Raw genomic sequence first — 17,408 nt, forward strand, 5'->3', positions numbered from 1 at the left:
AATACCAGATAATACGAACTTAATATTACACACTGATCAAGGTTGGCAATATCAAATGAAACAGTATCAATATTTATTAAAAGAAAAAGGAATTAAACAAAGTATGTCAAGAAAAGGAAATTGTTTAGATAATGCAATTATTGAAAATTTCTTTGGAATACTAAAATCAGAATTATTCTATTTGAAAAAATACAAGTCAATTGAACAGTTAAAAAAAGAAATTAGTGAGTATATAATCTATTATAATAACGAAAGAATAAAATCTAATTTAAACAAAATGAGTCCGATAAAATATCGAACTCATCATTATCAAAATTAATTATAAATTTGTCTAAACTTTTGGGTGCACTCTATAAGCTCGGTTTTTTTGTTATCCTAAAATTTGATTTGTGTGTTCTTTTGTTTTTACTTTAGCAATTACATCTTCAATAATTCCATTCTCATCAATTACAAAGGTTGTTCTATGAATACCATCGTATTCTTTTCCCATAAATTTCTTTGGGCCCCATATACCAAATGCATTGATTACCTCTTTACTCTCATCTGCCAATAACGGAAAAGGCAATTCATGTTTATTAATCCAGTTTTGCTGACGTTTAGCAGAATCAGCACTTGCCCCTAAAACAGCATATCCTTTCGCTAAAAAAGTTTGGTAATTATCTCTTAAGTTACAAGCTTCAGTTGTACAACCTGGCGTACTTGCTTTTGGATAAAAGAATAACACTAACTTTTTACCTTTATAATCTGATAATTTTATAACATTTCCTTTCTCATCAACAGATTCAAAATTTGGTGCCTTATCTCCTATTTTTAATGTAGTCATAATTTGTATTTTTGTCGATATAAAGATATAGAAAATGACCAAAGCTGACAAAGTTCAATTCGTTATTGATACATTAGAAAAATTATACCCAGAAATACCAGTTCCTTTAGACCATAAAGACCCATATACCTTACTTGTTGCTGTTTTATTATCTGCTCAATGTACAGATGTGCGCGTAAATAAAATTACTCCGTTACTTTTTGCTAAAGCTGACAACCCTTATGATATGGTAAAAATGACTGTTGAAGAAATAAAAGAAATAATAAGACCTTGTGGCTTGTCACCAATGAAATCTAAAGGTATTTATGGTTTATCTAAAATTTTAATAGAGAAACATAATGGTGAAGTTCCTGAGAGTTTTGAATATTTAGAAGAACTACCTGCCGTAGGCCATAAAACTGCTGGTGTAGTAATGAGCCAAGCCTTCGGTGTTCCTGCATTTCCAATAGACACACATATACATCGCTTGTTATATCGTTGGAATTTAACGAATGGAAAAAATGTAACACAAACCGAAAAAGATGCTAAACGTTTATTTCCTAAAGAAGTTTGGAACGATCTTCATTTACAAATAATTTGGTATGGTAGAGAGTATTCTCCTGCTCGTGGATGGAATTTAGAAAATGATATTATCACAAAAACAATTGGAAGAAAATCAGTTTTAGACGAATACCATAAAAAGAAAGCATAAAAAAGCTTCAACAAATGTTGAAGCTTTTCCTCTCTTAATTCAAATTCAATTCAATGAGATAATTTGATTTGGTTTTAACTACTTGTAATGATTTAGAAAAATTAATCAAAAATTGAATTGTTTCTTTTTTCGGTTTCATTTTAAAATTATAAAATCTTTCTGAGTAAATTTGCTTCATATAATTACTTTATATATTTTGTTTTCAAGTATTTAACGATGCTTTTTTACTAATATTGTCTAATTAACTAAAATTATTTTATTTTTTTCTATTATTTTTCTTAAATTAATTAAAGCATATCTCATTCTTCCCAAAGCTGTATTAATACTTACACCTGTATTTTCTGAAATTTCATTAAAACTCATATCATTATAAATACGCATTTTTAATACTTCTTTCTGTTCTTCTGGTAATCCTTCAACGAGCTCTCTTACATCGCATAAGATTTGCTCTTTAATAATTTTATTTTCCGCATTTAGTGCTCCATCACTTAAAACTGAAAAAATATCAAAATCATCAGTATTATTAAACGTAGGCATCCTATTACTTTTTCTAAAAAAATCAATTATTAAATTATGGGAAATCCTCATAACCCAAGGCAAAAACTTACCTTCTTCATTATAATTTCCTTTCTTTAATGTCTTTATCACTTTTATAAAAGTGTCTTGAAAAATATCTTCTGTAGTATCTCTGTTTTGTACTTTGCTATAGATAAAGCTGTACAATCTTTGTTGATGACGCTTAATTAATAACTCTATCGCCAACTCTTTTCCATTAATGTAATCTCGTACTAAATCACCGTCGTTTACAACATCTTTATGCTTCATAATTACTTTCTTTTTAAGAACGTTTTTAAACACTCTCTAGTTAAGGGGTATAAAATAAAAAGTAATTATTTAGCTATAGGCTTCTATTTATTGATTAGTAACTAGTTACAAATATTGTTTTTTTTATTTACAAATACAAATATTAAATAAATTTTATTTGTGAGTACACTTAATTCCCTATGAATAGGAACACTAACATTCAATATAAAATTACTTAAAATGAAAAAAAATCATACCTTACAAAAAAACATCGTTTTAAGCTTTAATCAACTCTCCATTTAGGATCGATCTGTTTTTTATATATTTATATTTCTAACCTAAAAATAACCTCCAAATTTATGAACACTAAAACAAACTCAGAAAAACTAATTATTCAACCTCCTGGAGAAAAAATTAGAACCATTGGAAAAGAAAACATAATTGAATCTGGAAATATTTATTTTGAAAATAATTTTAACAAACCAATTCCTACTTTAGTTGAAGCAACCTACCATGAAATCACAGAAAACAACCTTAATCCAAGAATACATATCAAGGGGTTATTTTTTGTTGAATCTGAAGTACCTCTTGAATCTGCTTTAGTAAATCAACTTTTTTCTATTAGTAATTTTGGCCAACCTAAGTTGCAATTTTTTATTTATTCATCGATTGATGAAGCTAAATCTTTAAAAAAATCTTCAGGAAAATACAAAGCTTACACTATAGATTTTTACACTGATAATATAACTAATTTCCCTAAAGGCATCAATTTAAAAGATATTAAAATTGCTCAGACATTTTCTTGGAACATTGATCCTGAAACATCTAGAGGAACTGAAACAATTGTAAAAACTAGTAATACTTAATAATTTAACCTGTCCCCCTATGTATTTGAAAAAAACGTTAGTATTACTATCGTTTCTTTGTTGCTATACAATAGTCTCACAAGAATCATCAATCAGAAATCATTCTTACTTTTTTAAAAAAGTTGATAGTTTAAATTCAGTATTTCCATTATTAAAAGCTGCTAATATATTTTTTAAACACAAACAATGGGATTCTGTTATTGTAAACTCCTCTAAAGTGTTTATTGACTCTTCTTCTGCACAATACTCAAATTATTTTAGGTATATGAGAGGGCATAGTTTTATGAAAAAAAACCTTTTTAAACAAGCTCAAAAAGAATTTGAAAAAATTTCGACTGATTTCTTCTTTTACGACAAGGTTTTATATACTTTAAGTGGTGTTTCTTTAGAACAAAAGAACTACAAAAAAGCACTTTCTTACTTAAAAAGAATTGAAAACAAAGAATATTCTAGAATTAACGAACTTGATAAGATTTCAATCATAAATGACATTGGAGTTTGCTATATACATCTTAAAGATTATAAGAATGCCGAAATATATCTATCTAATTTCTTAAATAGTGTTCGTAAAAAAAATAATACTCAAGAGATTATTGAAGCATATACAAATATTGCTAATTTATATTATGAACAATATAAAGATGATTTAGCAATTCCTTATTTTGAAAGAGCCTATTTGCTCTCAAGAAAAACAATTAATTATGAAATAAAACGAAAAACTTCAAAAAACATGGCAATTGTTGAAGAGAATCGAAAAGATATAGTTAAAGCTTTAGTTTACAGAAAAGAATATGACAAATGGAAAGATTCTTTAAATAATCAAGATGAAATATGGAAAACTGCTCAATTTGAAAAAAAATTAGCGCTAAATCAAAAACAAAAAGAAATAAATATTTTAGCCTCAGAAAATAAAATTAAAGCTCTTCAAAGAAACGGCTTTATACTTACTTCAATTTTATTATCATTCATTTTATTCGGAGGAATGTACCTCTACTTTCAACAAAAAAAATCTCATAAAATAATCGCCTCTCAAAAAGAAGAATTAAACGCTTTAAATAATACTAAAGACAAACTTTTTTCTATTGTTAGTCACGATTTACGATCATCAGTTAATCTTCTACAAAAAAGTAACTCAAAACTATTGTATGAAATACAAAATAGGAATTACGATGCTTTAGGTTCCATAGTTACGAAAAATGCAGCTATTGCCAATAGTTCTTATAATTTATTAGAAAACCTATTACATTGGGCTACAATACAAACCAAACAACTCTATTTTTATATAGAATCAGTCGATTTATTTTCTGTAATGCAACAAATCGCATTCAACTATCAACCTTTGTTTGAAAACAAAGAAATTATTTTTAAAAACAAAATAACTCCTGCCTCTTTTATTTTAGCAGATTTAGATTCTCTTAAAATTATTATTCGTAATTTATTAGACAATAGTATTAAATTCAATAAAGTAGAAGGTTTTATTTCTGTATACAACTATTCTAAAGGTACTAAACATGAATGTTTCGTTGTTGAGGATTCTGGCATAGGAATGAGTGCAGAAATTATTAAGGAATTATTAAAAAAAACCTCTTTACTAAGTAAAAAGAATAATCAAGAAAATATTGGAACTGGTTTGGGTATTCAATTATGTAAAACACTTATATTAAAAAATCATGCTACACTTGAAATTGAGAGTACTATAAATAAAGGAACTAAAATGATTATTACATTCCCAAAATCTATTTAATAATGGAGACTATAAATATTTTAATTATTGAAGATAACAATGAAGTAGCTTCAGACCTTGAAAACACATTAGATAAAAACGGATATAACGTTATAGGAATTGCTGAAAATTATCAAGAAGCGCTTACATTATTTTACAAACTACCTGTAGACCTAGTCATTATTGATGTTTTTTTAGGAGACAATCCTGAAGGAATAACATTTGCTGAAACTATATCAACAGTACCAAACTCATTAAAACCTTTTCTATTTTTGACTGGCTCAAAAGATCGTGAAATTTTTGAGCGTGCCAAACTGACCAAACCATATCGTTTTATCTTAAAACCGTTTAATGAACTAGAAGTTTTATATGCTATTGAAATGGCTATTGAAAAATTTTATGGTCAAACAAATGTATTTGCAAGTACTGAAGAAGATACTGTTATTGGAAATGAATATTTGTTTATCAAAAAGAAAAATGTTTTAAAAAAAGTAACACTTTCTAGTATCATCTTTATTGAAGTAGAAAACAGGTACTGTAATATTATTACAGAAAGTGAAAAATTTTTAATCCAAATTTCTTTAAGTAAAATACTCGATTATCTTAATTTATCTCTTTTTATGCAAGTTCATCGTAAATATGTTGTAAATATTAATAACATCGAAGAAATAGTTGCTAGTGATCATTTACTACTACTTAAAAATAATCATAAAATTACTTTCAGCTCTAAATACAAAGATCTAATTAATAATTTTTCTATTTTAAAATAATACTTCTGAGACATTTATTTTATTAATCATACGAGGCATATTTATATGCCTCGTTTTTTGTTATTCACAACATTAAAAAGAGTACTCGTAACATCACTTATAATTTCACGCTATTTAAAACCTAGTTTTATACCAGAAATTAAGAATAGCGCTATTTATAATTTCATATAACTAAACAAAGTAGAGTTCAGTAATTATCATAAAAAATGATATAAAATCTGAATAACTTTAAAAACAAAAATTTAAAATTAAACAAAAATGAGTAAATACACAGGAACATTCAACGTACTTAATATAACAGGAAGAACTATTTATAATGTAAATGTTAGTCATTCAACGACTGACTTTGTATCAGGAGAGATTAACATACCTGAACTCTCAGATAATCAAACAAGTAATGAAAAAGGTCGTTTAGAAACAGGATCTGGAAATAGAGACCATTGGAATGTATCATTTAATGATGCCAACGGTACACAATATTCAGGGAGTCATGCATGTGGATTCGAATCTGAAGATGATGGAGGAAATGTAACGGTTTCCTTACATCATAATTACTTTAAAATGTTAAATCCAAAATCTAGTTCTTGTGAATCTAACTATAATTAATAGTTATTTAGAAAAAAAAATTACCCAAATACCGTTTTAAATAACCAACAATAAATAGTAACCTAAATTCGATTTTATATTGAAAATATTAATTAAAATATTTTTTCAACATTAATAAATAAATTAAAAATAGAATTTAGGTTATTAAAGTAATAAACTAAAAAAATGAACACAAAGAACATAGCAATTAAGTTATTTAACAACACTGCATATTGTTGGGAAGCTTTTCCTAACAGCTCAAATGACGAGATAAAATTAAATAATTTTGACAACAATAATCAAGATCAGAAATGGACGTTTATAGATAACAAAATAACGATTAACACCAAAAACAAAGGAGCAAAAGTTGCTGAGTGTTACCCAAACTCTAATCGTTTGGAAACCTCTAATAACCACCCAAACAGCAGAGATCAAGTTTTTGAAATTACAAAAGTATCTGGAGGAAGTTCTAATACGTACTTTTTAAGTTGCAATACAGAAAATGGAGGAAAACTTTATGTTTATGGAAATTCTAAAAACCTTACAGGAATTGGACTTCGTGAGTACAATAATTCTGATACAGAATTATATTGGGTTATTGAATAACGACTACCAATAGTAATTACCATAACATTTCTGATAAGGAATACTATTAAAAGAAAACCAACTTTAAAAAGTTAATCAATAACGAAAAAATTTAAAATTTCACATCATGAAAACTTTAGAAAACATAAAAACTGAAACTATTCAAGTATTAAAAACTAACAATCAAGAAGCAAATTTAACCGCTTCATACAATCCTCATGCTCAAATAGACGACTCTGTATTTAAGTTTAAACTTAATGGACTAAATGCTACAGATTGGGAATTAACTTATAGTGAAGTTGCTATTATTTTTGCAAGAAGAGAAGTTACTGTTCAAGAGAAATCAAAATATTCTAACCTAGGATTATTTTCAATTGGAAAATATAAAAATTGGTTATACAATCATAATTTATGGGAGCAACCAGAAAGCTTAGAAGGTGCTATTTATAAGTTATTAGAATTTAGTTTAACGGGAAGAAAATAATATTACATAAAATAAATACGTTTCCACAACCACTTAAACAATATCTAATTTTTAATAGATATACCTAAGGCTAAACTTCACGAAAAATATTATTTCAAATAAAACAAACAGCTATTACTTATTCACCTCACTACCAAATAACTAAAAAATAACTAAAAAATAAATTATTACATAAATTAAATATATAAAGCAAAAATTATGTCAAAATTAATAACTTATTACAATAATGGATCTATCGGTTTAGAATCAGCAACCAATCTTCCTTATACCCATATTATTTTATCATTTCTTTATACTTCTGAGAGTAATCCACTATCTTTAGTATTAGCGGGAGGTATTTCTGCATCACTATCTCCACCTAAATTAACGCAAACAACAACGAATGCTATCACAGCACTTAAGGCTAACGGACAAAATGTACTTATTTCCTTTGGTGGAGGACAAATGTCTTCACTTGCCTACAAAAATATAGTAGGTCATGAGCAAGATCTGGCAAAATCAATAGCTGAATTTGTTAAGGACAACAATCTTGATGGAGTAGATATTGATTTTGAAGATACAGGTTCTTTTATGGGAACAGCGGATTATGATGGCGTTAACTTTTTAGTGCAACTAACTCAAGCATTACGATCAGAATTACCAAGCCCTCAATATTTAATCACCCATGCGCCTCAACCTCCTTATTTAGAAGCGGGCAGTGGTATAGATGGATATGTAAAAGTGATGCAACAAATTGGTAGTGCTATTGATTGGTTAAATGTACAATTTTACAATAATCTTCCTTGGAGTTCTAACCCTAACCAGATTGTAACTTCTTATTGGCAATTTTCTAAACTTCAAGGATTAAGTCCAGAAAAACTAATGATCGGTCTACCAGTAACAAAAAACGATGCTGGATCTGGATATATCCCTGTAAATGATATTGTCACTGAGATTATAAGACCTATTCAACAAAAAGGTATCCTTGGTGGTATGATGAATTGGCAATTTTCTAGTGATAAAAATGGAGTTTGGGCAAATAATATAGGGCAAGCACTAAAATTGGAAATTCCAATATTATAAATGTAATAGCTTAAATTTGGTCATACTTTATTATAATAAGTAAATCTATTTGTAACAAGTGTTACATAACTTAATATAACCTGTTCTACACATTAATTGTAGCGCAGGTTTTTATAATTTTATAGAGCTAACAACTTTATTTCAGTTTGTACCCTCAAAAAATAACCACTCTTTATTCTTTTACTTTACCTACTAATATACAAACTGTAAAGTTATTCTCTTACAAATGATGAAAATTTACTTATTAAACAAAACTTAAAGTTTTAAACTTAAAACATCATATTGTACGATTAGATTTTGACTACCCTACTCTACTTTCGCCGCCTTAAATAAAATTACACATAATGTAAAACTAATCACCAAACAAAGGAATTTTCACACTAAGATGACTCATTAAACTATCTATCGGTTTCATAAAAAAATCATAGAAACCAGCAGGCAAACAACTACTAGTATCCCCTAGTATTAAACAGATTACAAAAACTCTCATTACCTATTCAAGTATTGCTAAAATCAGATAGTAATTTGATTGAAAGGAGCAAACGAAGATTCGATAACTATTAACCTGTTAAAAATAGTTTTCGACCGAGCTCAATCAAATATTCCAGTGTTTCAATTAAAATAGAAGTAATTATCTACTGACCTCCGAAAAATAATATTTTTATAGGCACTTTTGATCATAGTCATAATGTAAAAATAATATAATAACCACTACTAAAATTTCTTCGAACCATCTATAAATTAAAGTAATCTAAACGTGCCTACATTTCTTTAAAAAAATGAAATACTTCTAACTTTTCTAAACTCTAGCAATACATTACTAACTATAATTTCACATAAAACAAAAATAATTACAAAAAATTCAACTAAAAATAGTAACTAAGTATTATAATTTATCAAGTTAACTACCATTTTTAAATTACAAATTCTCTATTTCTAGCTCTTCCATGATGTAAATAAATTCCCACAATTAGCCTGTAACACTTTTTACTTTACTCGCACCATAAAAAAACACATTCACAACATTAGCTTAATTTCCACAGCCTTTAAGAAGTAATTTTATAATAGAAAATAAATAGCGCTATTTATAATTTTCTACAACTGACTAAAGTAGAGTTCAGATACTACTATAAAAACGAGACACCTTTTATAAAAACCTTATAAGCAGGTAAATTAAAAACTAATATTATGTCTGAAAATGTTAAATCAATTATCAATGTAGATAATCAAACAAATGCATATGCTATCGCCTCTCCAAACTCTACAAATATAGATTACGGAAAAATCGAAGAAGGTCCGTATTCAATCCCTCCAAAAACAAGGCAACTAGGTATTAAATCTCAAGGAGCAAAAGGAAGTGCTACTGGTACTGACCTTACTCAAACTTGGGTAATGAGTGATGGTGGTGAAATAAAAATTTATATAGATGCTCCTTATTCAAAGGATAATAAATCTAGTCTAAAAGAAAATACTACAAAATATGAAGTAACTCAGACTCTTTTAGATAAACACGGAAATGCTGTAGTTGATTTGATTATTAAAGAAAAATAATCAATTGCATTAACTCAACTATTTCAAAAATAGTTGAGTTAATGCAATACTAAATTAGAAAACTTTACAAAATTAACTCATTAAAAAACAATAAAATGTCTACAATACACGATAATAATTTCGATTTAAAAATGATTGGTTTATCTGATTTTAATTTTATAGTAACCGATTATTATATTACGAAAAAACAACCTTGGGATGGTATTACCACCTCATCTAATCAAAAAGGAGCTACGATCACTGCAAAAGCAGGTAGAAAAGGTTCAAAAGAAACTGCAGACTGGTTTAAAAAAAATATAACTAATGGCTCTGCTATCGGTTGCCAAACTATTAATAAACTACCTTCAAAACTAAACTTTTCTTTTAAAGGAACTATGAGTTTTTCTCATAACGGAAATTCTTACATAGGCAAAGAAATTGTAATTGGGCAAGGACATACTAATGGTTTAAGGAATAATTGGTGGATTGGAGGCACAAACATGTCTACACTTACTGACCTTCCTGTAGGTATTCTTTCTATTATAGCTCAAAACTTCAATCAAGGTAAATTTCTAAAAGCGAAGGTGACCTTTACTGTTTCTGTAGGCGATGTTTCTTCAATGGGTCTAAATATTATTTCAATTTAACTAAAGACCAAAAATTATGTGTACAAGAATATTTAATAATTTCGATAATAATTTTTTAACAACAGCCAGAAATATGGACTGGGCTACTCAAATGGCTACTACAATTTTTGCTTTTAAAATAGATAATGATCAACCTATAGTTAAATCAGGAACTTCTATAAGAAATGAAAAAACACTGGTTTGGACTGCTCAATATGATAGTATAGTTACCATGATAGCATCTAAAGTTAATACAGATGATTCAAAAAAGAAAGAAAAAACCATTTTTGGTGCTTCTGACGGTATAAACTCGGTGGGACTAGTAGCAAATTTACTATATGATAGTAACGCTACATATCATCGTAGTAATGGAAGTTCATGCAAAAACTTAGATGTATTACGTTGGGTACAATTTGTTTTAGATACTTGCTGTTCTGTAGAAGAAGTGGTTAACAAATTCAATAAAGATGCCTCTGTGCAAATTCAACTTATTGGAGGGAAAGTACCTGGTTCAGAAAGTGAAGCCTCATTACATTTAGCTATTTCTGATGTACTTGGAGATTCTGCAATTATAGAAGTTGATCAAGGACAATTTAAAATTTATCAAAATGAAAAATTCAGAGTAATGACCAATGAACCTTCTTATGATAAACAAATAGAATTAAATCAATTTTGGAGGTGGCAATGGAGTGATAAAAATAACTTCCCGAGTAATACTATACCAGGAGGAACATTTCCTTCTGACCGATTCGCTAGAGCTTCATATTATTTAAATCATTTACATAAACCTGTTAGTTCTTCAGATTCATTAACCCAATCTAAATCGATTGTTATGAATGCCTCCGTGCCGGTAAATTTTAATTCGAAACTTAAAAAACATCCTAATATTTCTCAAACACTTTGGACAACTGTTGCCAACCATAATGAGTTAACATACTATTTCTGCAACGCTCGCACGATTAGTGATATTTGGATAGATTTAAAACAAATAAATTTATTTCCTTCTTCTGTTTCTAAGTTGATTGTAGTATATCAAAATAATAAGAAAGAATTTATAAATGAATCTTTAAATGGTTTTAAAAATGAAAATTTCATAAAAACAATTGATCCGTTTGCTACAACAAATTAATAAAGAGCTCTCTAAAAAACCTTAACACTCAAAAAATAGCCTTCCCTTAATAACCCCTGTACTTTAAGTATAGGGGTTATTAAGAGTAAGCTAAAAAGTTAATTTTGAAAACTCCTTATATGATTATATAATCAACCTTTATGACAAAAAAGAAGTCGTTCGAAACATTTCTTTTATCCAATATACTACTATCTCTTATTTTTAAGATAACCAAATAAGTACAACAATACATCAAATTAAAATACAACTAACTAATGATAGTAGAAATTAAAGAAACATCTAAAATTACTAAAACATACACAACATATTGTATAAAAATATTATTGCTTGGATGAATCTCTTGATTTATAAAGCCACCTCAAAGATTATCTATTTCTCTTTTATAAAAAGATGAAGAATAGGTTAAGAACCTGAGAATATTTGAAAAATTGATTTTACTATTTACAATATCATGCTATAAAATAGCACTTACCAATTTTATTTAGGAAAAGCATAACTACATATAAATTTACCATTTAAAAAATAAATTAATCATGAAAAAAATAAATTTAAAAAAAACAATACGCACAAGTAACTCATCTATTATTGACAATGAGTTTATCTCAAAAATTGACATTATTATACAGGAAAAAAAACGAATTATTTATTTGGCGTAGACCAACTAGCCGAACAATTACAAATAAGTAAAGCGCAACTAAATAGAAAACTTCATAAAGAAACTGGCTATTCTCCTGGAAAACTGATTTCATACTACAGAATAGAATCTGCAAAACGAATGTTAAGTATAAGTTCAAGTTCTATAGAGGAAATATCTTTTCAATGTGGTTTTCGTGGACTAAGTAGCTTCAGTAGAAAATTTAAACAAGAATCTGGTAATAGCCCTTCAGAGTATCGAAAAAATAAATCAAACTCAAAAACTGAATTATGGGCTTGGAAAACACCTATAAATGAAAATGATTTAACACATATTAATCTACTAAAAAAAAACATATGTGGTTAAATAAATTATTAATAGTTATTATTGAAAACCTTGATAATGACTTATTCTCTATAGAAGAACTATCAAGTAAACTATTTATGACTTCTTCAAATTTAAACAAGAAAGTACAGCATCTATTTGGTACTTCCACCATGAAGTTAGTACGTAATTTACGTCTACAATACGCCGCTGAATTATTGAATACTCAAAACAAGTCTGTTACTGAAGCTGCTTCATCTGCTGGTTTTTTTGATGCTGCTCATCTTTCTCGTTATTTCAAAGAGGCTTTTGATTGCTCACCTGGTGAATATAGAAACAAAGTTCCATTTCTTATATGTATAGAAAAATTAAAAAAAGAAGAAATTCTAATCGCTAACTATCAAAGGGAATAATATTTATTTTCAATATAAATCAACTTTTTAATCTAAAAAAACAATAATGAACCAAATTGTCAAATACTTGCTCGTTTGATACAAAACAAGTCTCTTATCTCTCTGTAAATTTGGAGTATAAGAATTCAACAATTGTACAATTAGAGTTTTTAATATCATATACTAAAGCCGCAGATTAGGAAATGATAGAAAGTTGAATTTCAAATAATAAAAGCCCAACATAGGTGCAGGTATACAATATACCAAGTTTAATAAAAAGTACATTATTGTTACGCTATTTGATTTTGAAATTCAACTCTTTTTAACTCAACACTTATAGATGATTATTTTAAGTAGTTAGAAATAAACATATGGAACACTACAAACAAATAGACATTAAAAGTAGCTAACAGTTAAAAGTTAGAGTGCATCTTTATCATCCAATTGGGCTATTATTAGACCACTTTGTGTTAAAGATACAATAGAAATAAAGACCACTAGAGCGTCTAGTGGCTTATAAAAACTTTGTTATAGGCAATAGAGAAAGCATATAACACAAATTAAAAAGGAAAAATACGATGCCATTTACAACAGTAAAACTTGCAAATCAAATGATTAATCCTAATCTTCAAATGTGGGCGAATTCCACCCCAGCTAATCAAGAGCAGTATTTAAACGCATACTTAACTTACTTTAACGGATTACAAACTTGGATAACGGCAAATGGTGGAGGTAATCCGTTTGGTTGGAATAATGTTACAGGTCTTACCTTACCCAATGGTACTCAAGTTGTGCTTCAGGGGCCAGCACAGAAAGCACCGTTTAATGATGCTTTTAATGACGTTAGACAGCATTTGAATACACCTGGTTTTAGATTATTTCAAGCTGCTGAGGCTGATCTCCGACTCATCGGTGTTCTTAATAGGATGTAATCATATCAATATCATTCAATTGAATACTTATTTTTTTAACATAACTCATAAAGTAAAAATAAAGATCACTAGAGTGTCTAGTGTCTTATAAAAGGTTGTTATAGACAATAAAGAAAGTATATAACATTCATTTAACTAATATAAAGACAGTAAATATGATTATTCAATATGCTAACAATGTATTCACCCATGACGGGCAAAGCACCGTTGTCGAATTTGGGAAAGAAATAAATACGCAGCCAATTAAAGGAGAAATAGAGAAGGTCGACCACTTGAAAGTGTATACAGGATATCATGGGACAGCCCCCCAAGGTAACTGGTGTCGTGACTTTGATAGTCAAGAAAAACTTGTAACCGAACAAATAGCAAAGCTTTTCCCAAAAGCCAAACTTGAATGGTATATAAAACCTGGGATGACTGATCAGGAGATACGAGACGCTTACAATGCCGGGGCAGCATTTTTTACTTGGTGTGACAGTAATAACAAAATTAAAAGTGTGATGGGAATCTAATTTCTACTTAAAAGGTGGTTGAGCAATGAAAAAGCCATAGCTCATACAATACTAATAAGCCCATAACAAAACCTAAAGCGCATTAAAATAAGGCTTAAGCCCGATTATTAAAAAAGATAATTACAATTCTATTCAAGAGTGTAGATGGGATTTTTATCTCAAAAAAAAAAGTACAGTTTTATTAATACGGATTGTATGATAAACTACTTAATACAATCTTAAAAAGATTTTCATTCATAGTGGAGCAGCACCCACTTAAAAAAACGGATTAATTTTTAAACAGATAATAGTGTTTAAGACTAGAACAAGAATATGAAAAATAAAAAAAAGAAAGGAGGATATTATGTACAATAGCGATGTAAAAATAACCTACGTAAATAATTCCATGAACGAAGACATGCCTAAGATATTTGTTTTTACTCAAAATGAACTACCGTCTTTTAATGCACTTCGTGACGGTATTGCATGGAAAGTAATTTCAGGTATCGGAAGAAATTCACGTAGCACGTTTGTTTTCCCATCCCAAACTAAAATTATGGCTACTTGGGATAACGGTGCAAATGAGACGAATCAATTGTTATGTGAAGTAGGAAAACGATATACTGTAAAAAAGAATGCTACAGGGATTGTATTACAGTCAGACGGAAATGCTTTGAGTCCTATGGATATTGAATTAGCAAATAGCATTCAGGTAAAAAGAGGTGTTAGCGCTCAGTTAATGAAAGGAGGCAATGTGATTGTTAAAAAAAACATTGTTGCCTATGAACAAAAAGCATCTTTTCAAATTGAACCTAAAATTTATTGGGGAATAGCTTCGGAGATTCAAATTTCTGAATCAATATCTTCTGCTGTGCTAGATAGTAACATATTTTTTGAACAGAACTTAGCTAATGTTAGTGCTGCAACCGTTTCTTTAAACGGCAACGCAGAGATTGGTTATAGTTTTAAAATAGAACATCAAGAATAATGGACAATTTAACACAAGGCACAAAGATAACTTACGTTAATAAATCTGCGAATAAAAACTTGCCACAGGTATTTGTTTTTGCTCAAAATGAAACGCCAAATTTTAATAGTTTAAAAGAAGGTGTTGCGTGGGAAGTAATTAAAGATATCGGTAGAGGTTCACGTTCTAATTTTTATTATAGTAATGACGAACATTATGTACAGGCTACATGGGATGATAACGAAAACAGTACAGCTCAAATTATTGCTCAAGTTGGAAGTAAATATCATATTGTTAGAGATACAACAGGTATTGTTTTAAAATCAAACGGTGAAGCTTCTGATACAGATTCTATTGAAATAGTAAACGACATAGAAGTTGTTAATGGAGTTACGGCTCAGTACTGTAAAAATGGGCTTGTAATGTTGGAAAAAAACCAAGTTGGCTACCATCAATCTGCCATATTTATACCTTCAAATAAGATTTATTTCGGCTTAGCTTCTGAAATATCAGAAGGAGATAGTTTACAATCCGCAATTCTCAATACAGAAAGCTTCTTTGAACTAGATCTTAATGGATTAAGTAATGTTACAATTTCCTTAAATGGAAATGCTCAAATTGGTTACCAATTTCAAATAGAAAAAGGGAATTGATATATTTATAAAAAATGAATGACTTTGAATATGAAATAGCAGGTATTACAAACATGAATACTATTCTACCTAGAAATGGTAATTGGTATTATACATATTTGAATAATGGAAACATAAAAGTTTATGGTAGTCCTTCAAATGCCAATGATTTTTCACCAAAGACATTTGAGCAAAAAATATTAGCAGAGGGAGCTAGAATACAATTAGTAAATAATTTAACAAATAAAAATCAAGAAAAAATGGCTGATACAGCAACAGAAGAGTTAATTAAAATTGAACAAGGAATTGAAACGGTTTTAGAGGAAATTAGCGAAAAAGAATTAGAAAACACTTATTTGTCAATTGTGTTAACCTCAAGTAATTCAATACCTACACCAAATACAAATTTTCAAAAGAATTTGACAAATCATTTGGGTAGTAAAATGAACGATGAAATTCGATCAAAAATAAAATTAAAGTTAGAACAAATAAAAAAGAGTTTAAAGTCTGGAACAGTTACAGAAGCCGTTTTTACACTACCGACCTGTAAGCCTGTTACGAAAGACACAACAATAACCATTAAAGATGAAGATTATGTTCCTGGTAGTTTAGAAATTACTATTGAAACAACAATTGCAGAAGTTAAATGCTCATCTAGTAAGTCTTACCCAATATCAGGAGATAAGTTTTCATCGCAAGATATTATCAATGCACTAACAGAATTTTCAGCTGGAAGAACTTTTCTTAAAGGGTTAACAACTTCTCTTGAAACATTTACTCCATCAACTTAAAAAAACAATACTCATTCAAAATTGATAGTCAAAAATAATTAATTCAAAATTTTAAAAACCAAAAATAATGTCTACAAGTATTAAGATTACCTACACAAACAAATCAATGAACAAAGATCTTCCAACGGTTTTTGTGTTTACTAAAAATGAAACTCCAACTTTCGATGCTTTAAAAGAAGGTGTAGCATGGCGTACCATACCAGATATAGGAAGAGGCTCTTCTAGTAGTTTTAGATTCCCAATAATTACTGAAGTTGGTGCTACATGGAAGGATGGAACAAACAAAACGCAGGTTTTACCATCAGATATAGGGAAACGTTATACTGTTAGTAAAAACGATACCGGAATTGTTCTTGCTGCAAACGGAAATGCATCTGATACTAAATCTATTGATGTAAACAATGATGCCAATATACAAGGTGGTGTAGCAGCCTCTCTGTACAAAGACAATAAGTTAATGATGACCAAGAACATTGTTGGTTATGGTCAAAAAGCAACATTTGTATTAAAACCAAAATTGTATTGGGGTATTGCTTCTGAAATAGAAGAAAGTCAATTATTGAACTC

General features: G+C 28.7%; 22 protein-coding genes. 20 read left to right on the plus strand and 2 right to left on the minus strand.

The genetic code is table 11. From position 1 onward, the window contains the following. Nucleotides 1-319: IS3 family transposase (locus H518_RS0109725; RefSeq protein ID WP_028888878.1), on the plus strand; the 319-nt coding region annotated here is incomplete at its 5' end. A gap of 51 nt (nt 320-370) precedes the next feature. Here the strand turns inward: H518_RS0109725 and bcp are convergent. After that, nucleotides 371-823, minus strand: a complete 453-nt coding sequence (gene bcp / locus H518_RS0109730) for a thioredoxin-dependent thiol peroxidase (RefSeq protein ID WP_028888879.1) — start codon at nt 821-823, stop codon at nt 371-373. Between the two features lie 34 nt (nt 824-857). Here bcp and H518_RS0109735 point away from each other — a divergent pair, with 34 nt between their 5' ends. Beyond that, the gene (locus tag H518_RS0109735) at nt 858-1,514 is read left to right on the plus strand and encodes an endonuclease III domain-containing protein (protein WP_028888880.1); all 657 of its coding nucleotides are present in this window, start codon (nt 858-860) and stop codon (nt 1,512-1,514) included. Between the two features lie 237 nt (nt 1,515-1,751). Here H518_RS0109735 and H518_RS0109740 read toward each other — a convergent pair whose 3' ends face one another. After that, nucleotides 1,752-2,339, minus strand: a complete 588-nt coding sequence (locus H518_RS0109740) for an RNA polymerase sigma factor (protein ID WP_028888881.1) — start codon at nt 2,337-2,339, stop codon at nt 1,752-1,754. 338 nt (nt 2,340-2,677) lie between these two features. On the opposite strand from H518_RS0109740, the gene H518_RS0109745 reads away from it, so the two are divergent. From H518_RS0109745 to H518_RS0109830, 18 genes are all read left to right on the plus strand, one after another. Next, the gene (locus tag H518_RS0109745; protein ID WP_028888882.1) at nt 2,678-3,184 is read left to right on the plus strand and encodes a hypothetical protein; all 507 of its coding nucleotides are present in this window, start codon (nt 2,678-2,680) and stop codon (nt 3,182-3,184) included. A 19-nt stretch (nt 3,185-3,203) separates the two neighbouring features. Further along, nucleotides 3,204-4,928 (plus strand): tetratricopeptide repeat-containing sensor histidine kinase, encoded by a 1,725-nt coding sequence (locus H518_RS0109750; RefSeq protein ID WP_240472515.1) that lies wholly within the window; start codon nt 3,204-3,206, stop codon nt 4,926-4,928. A gap of 2 nt (nt 4,929-4,930) precedes the next feature. Further along, on the plus strand, nt 4,931-5,677 hold the full coding sequence (locus H518_RS0109755) for a LytR/AlgR family response regulator transcription factor (protein ID WP_028888884.1): 747 nt from the start codon (nt 4,931-4,933) through the stop codon (nt 5,675-5,677). Between the two features lie 258 nt (nt 5,678-5,935). Continuing rightward, nucleotides 5,936-6,283 (plus strand): hypothetical protein, encoded by a 348-nt coding sequence (locus H518_RS0109760; RefSeq protein WP_028888885.1) that lies wholly within the window; start codon nt 5,936-5,938, stop codon nt 6,281-6,283. 165 nt (nt 6,284-6,448) lie between these two features. Beyond that, nucleotides 6,449-6,868 (plus strand): hypothetical protein, encoded by a 420-nt coding sequence (locus H518_RS0109765; RefSeq protein ID WP_028888886.1) that lies wholly within the window; start codon nt 6,449-6,451, stop codon nt 6,866-6,868. Nucleotides 6,869-6,974: 106 nt separating this feature from the next. After that, a complete protein-coding gene (locus H518_RS0109770) occupies nt 6,975-7,331 on the plus strand; it encodes a hypothetical protein (RefSeq protein ID WP_028888887.1) in 357 nt (118 codons plus the stop codon). 198 nt (nt 7,332-7,529) lie between these two features. Further along, entirely contained in the window at nt 7,530-8,393 is an 864-nt protein-coding gene (locus H518_RS0109775; RefSeq protein WP_028888888.1) for a glycoside hydrolase family 18 protein, read from the plus strand. A 1,188-nt stretch (nt 8,394-9,581) separates the two neighbouring features. Further along, nucleotides 9,582-9,944 (plus strand): aegerolysin family protein, encoded by a 363-nt coding sequence (locus H518_RS19620; protein WP_043706814.1) that lies wholly within the window; start codon nt 9,582-9,584, stop codon nt 9,942-9,944. Between the two features lie 95 nt (nt 9,945-10,039). Then, entirely contained in the window at nt 10,040-10,570 is a 531-nt protein-coding gene (locus H518_RS0109790) for a hypothetical protein (protein ID WP_028888889.1), read from the plus strand. 16 nt (nt 10,571-10,586) lie between these two features. Beyond that, nucleotides 10,587-11,678 carry a linear amide C-N hydrolase gene (locus tag H518_RS19625; RefSeq protein ID WP_081411178.1) on the plus strand — a complete coding sequence of 364 codons (1,092 nt, stop codon included), beginning with the start codon at nt 10,587-10,589 and terminating at the stop codon, nt 11,676-11,678. A gap of 679 nt (nt 11,679-12,357) precedes the next feature. Beyond that, complete coding sequence (locus H518_RS21430) at nt 12,358-12,678, plus strand: helix-turn-helix domain-containing protein (RefSeq protein ID WP_240472516.1); 321 nt, start codon at nt 12,358-12,360, stop codon at nt 12,676-12,678. Beyond that, nucleotides 12,669-13,049 carry a helix-turn-helix domain-containing protein gene (locus tag H518_RS21435; RefSeq protein WP_051263730.1) on the plus strand — a complete coding sequence of 127 codons (381 nt, stop codon included), beginning with the start codon at nt 12,669-12,671 and terminating at the stop codon, nt 13,047-13,049. The genes H518_RS21430 and H518_RS21435 overlap by 10 nt, the downstream gene beginning before the upstream one ends. 557 nt (nt 13,050-13,606) lie before the next feature. Beyond that, nucleotides 13,607-13,960, plus strand: coding sequence for a hypothetical protein (locus H518_RS0109805; protein WP_028888890.1), 354 nt, complete (start codon nt 13,607-13,609; stop codon nt 13,958-13,960). A gap of 155 nt (nt 13,961-14,115) precedes the next feature. Then, nucleotides 14,116-14,472, plus strand: coding sequence for a hypothetical protein (locus tag H518_RS0109810; protein WP_028888891.1), 357 nt, complete (start codon nt 14,116-14,118; stop codon nt 14,470-14,472). A gap of 343 nt (nt 14,473-14,815) precedes the next feature. Then, a complete protein-coding gene (locus H518_RS0109815; RefSeq protein WP_028888892.1) occupies nt 14,816-15,439 on the plus strand; it encodes a hypothetical protein in 624 nt (207 codons plus the stop codon). Further along, the gene (locus tag H518_RS0109820) at nt 15,439-16,071 is read left to right on the plus strand and encodes a hypothetical protein (protein WP_043706817.1); all 633 of its coding nucleotides are present in this window, start codon (nt 15,439-15,441) and stop codon (nt 16,069-16,071) included. The genes H518_RS0109815 and H518_RS0109820 overlap by 1 nt, the downstream gene beginning before the upstream one ends. 14 nt (nt 16,072-16,085) lie before the next feature. Beyond that, entirely contained in the window at nt 16,086-16,841 is a 756-nt protein-coding gene (locus tag H518_RS0109825) for a hypothetical protein (RefSeq protein WP_028888894.1), read from the plus strand. Between the two features lie 67 nt (nt 16,842-16,908). Beyond that, nucleotides 16,909-17,408, plus strand: a 500-nt coding sequence (locus tag H518_RS0109830) for a hypothetical protein (RefSeq protein WP_028888895.1), incomplete at its 3' end; no start/stop codon positions are given.

The organism is Tenacibaculum ovolyticum DSM 18103 (assembly GCF_000430545.1).
Taxonomy (GTDB): domain Bacteria; phylum Bacteroidota; class Bacteroidia; order Flavobacteriales; family Flavobacteriaceae; genus Polaribacter; species Polaribacter ovolyticus.

Bases quoted from the DNA above. Each gene is read 5' to 3' on its own strand.
- bcp (WP_028888879.1), bottom strand. From the start codon at position 823: ATGACTACATTAAAAATAGGAGATAAGGCACCAAATTTTGAATCTGTT.
- H518_RS0109735 (WP_028888880.1), top strand. From the start codon at position 858: ATGACCAAAGCTGACAAAGTTCAATTCGTTATTGATACATTAGAAAAA.
- H518_RS0109740 (WP_028888881.1), bottom strand. From the start codon at position 2,339: ATGAAGCATAAAGATGTTGTAAACGACGGTGATTTAGTACGAGATTAC.
- H518_RS0109745 (WP_028888882.1), top strand. From the start codon at position 2,678: ATGAACACTAAAACAAACTCAGAAAAACTAATTATTCAACCTCCTGGA.
- H518_RS0109750 (WP_240472515.1), top strand. From the start codon at position 3,204: ATGTATTTGAAAAAAACGTTAGTATTACTATCGTTTCTTTGTTGCTAT.
- H518_RS0109755 (WP_028888884.1), top strand. From the start codon at position 4,931: ATGGAGACTATAAATATTTTAATTATTGAAGATAACAATGAAGTAGCT.
- H518_RS0109760 (WP_028888885.1), top strand. From the start codon at position 5,936: ATGAGTAAATACACAGGAACATTCAACGTACTTAATATAACAGGAAGA.
- H518_RS0109765 (WP_028888886.1), top strand. From the start codon at position 6,449: ATGAACACAAAGAACATAGCAATTAAGTTATTTAACAACACTGCATAT.
- H518_RS0109770 (WP_028888887.1), top strand. From the start codon at position 6,975: ATGAAAACTTTAGAAAACATAAAAACTGAAACTATTCAAGTATTAAAA.
- H518_RS0109775 (WP_028888888.1), top strand. From the start codon at position 7,530: ATGTCAAAATTAATAACTTATTACAATAATGGATCTATCGGTTTAGAA.
- H518_RS19620 (WP_043706814.1), top strand. From the start codon at position 9,582: ATGTCTGAAAATGTTAAATCAATTATCAATGTAGATAATCAAACAAAT.
- H518_RS0109790 (WP_028888889.1), top strand. From the start codon at position 10,040: ATGTCTACAATACACGATAATAATTTCGATTTAAAAATGATTGGTTTA.
- H518_RS19625 (WP_081411178.1), top strand. From the start codon at position 10,587: ATGTGTACAAGAATATTTAATAATTTCGATAATAATTTTTTAACAACA.
- H518_RS21435 (WP_051263730.1), top strand. From the start codon at position 12,669: ATGTGGTTAAATAAATTATTAATAGTTATTATTGAAAACCTTGATAAT.
- H518_RS0109805 (WP_028888890.1), top strand. From the start codon at position 13,607: ATGCCATTTACAACAGTAAAACTTGCAAATCAAATGATTAATCCTAAT.
- H518_RS0109810 (WP_028888891.1), top strand. From the start codon at position 14,116: ATGATTATTCAATATGCTAACAATGTATTCACCCATGACGGGCAAAGC.
- H518_RS0109815 (WP_028888892.1), top strand. From the start codon at position 14,816: ATGTACAATAGCGATGTAAAAATAACCTACGTAAATAATTCCATGAAC.
- H518_RS0109820 (WP_043706817.1), top strand. From the start codon at position 15,439: ATGGACAATTTAACACAAGGCACAAAGATAACTTACGTTAATAAATCT.
- H518_RS0109825 (WP_028888894.1), top strand. From the start codon at position 16,086: ATGAATGACTTTGAATATGAAATAGCAGGTATTACAAACATGAATACT.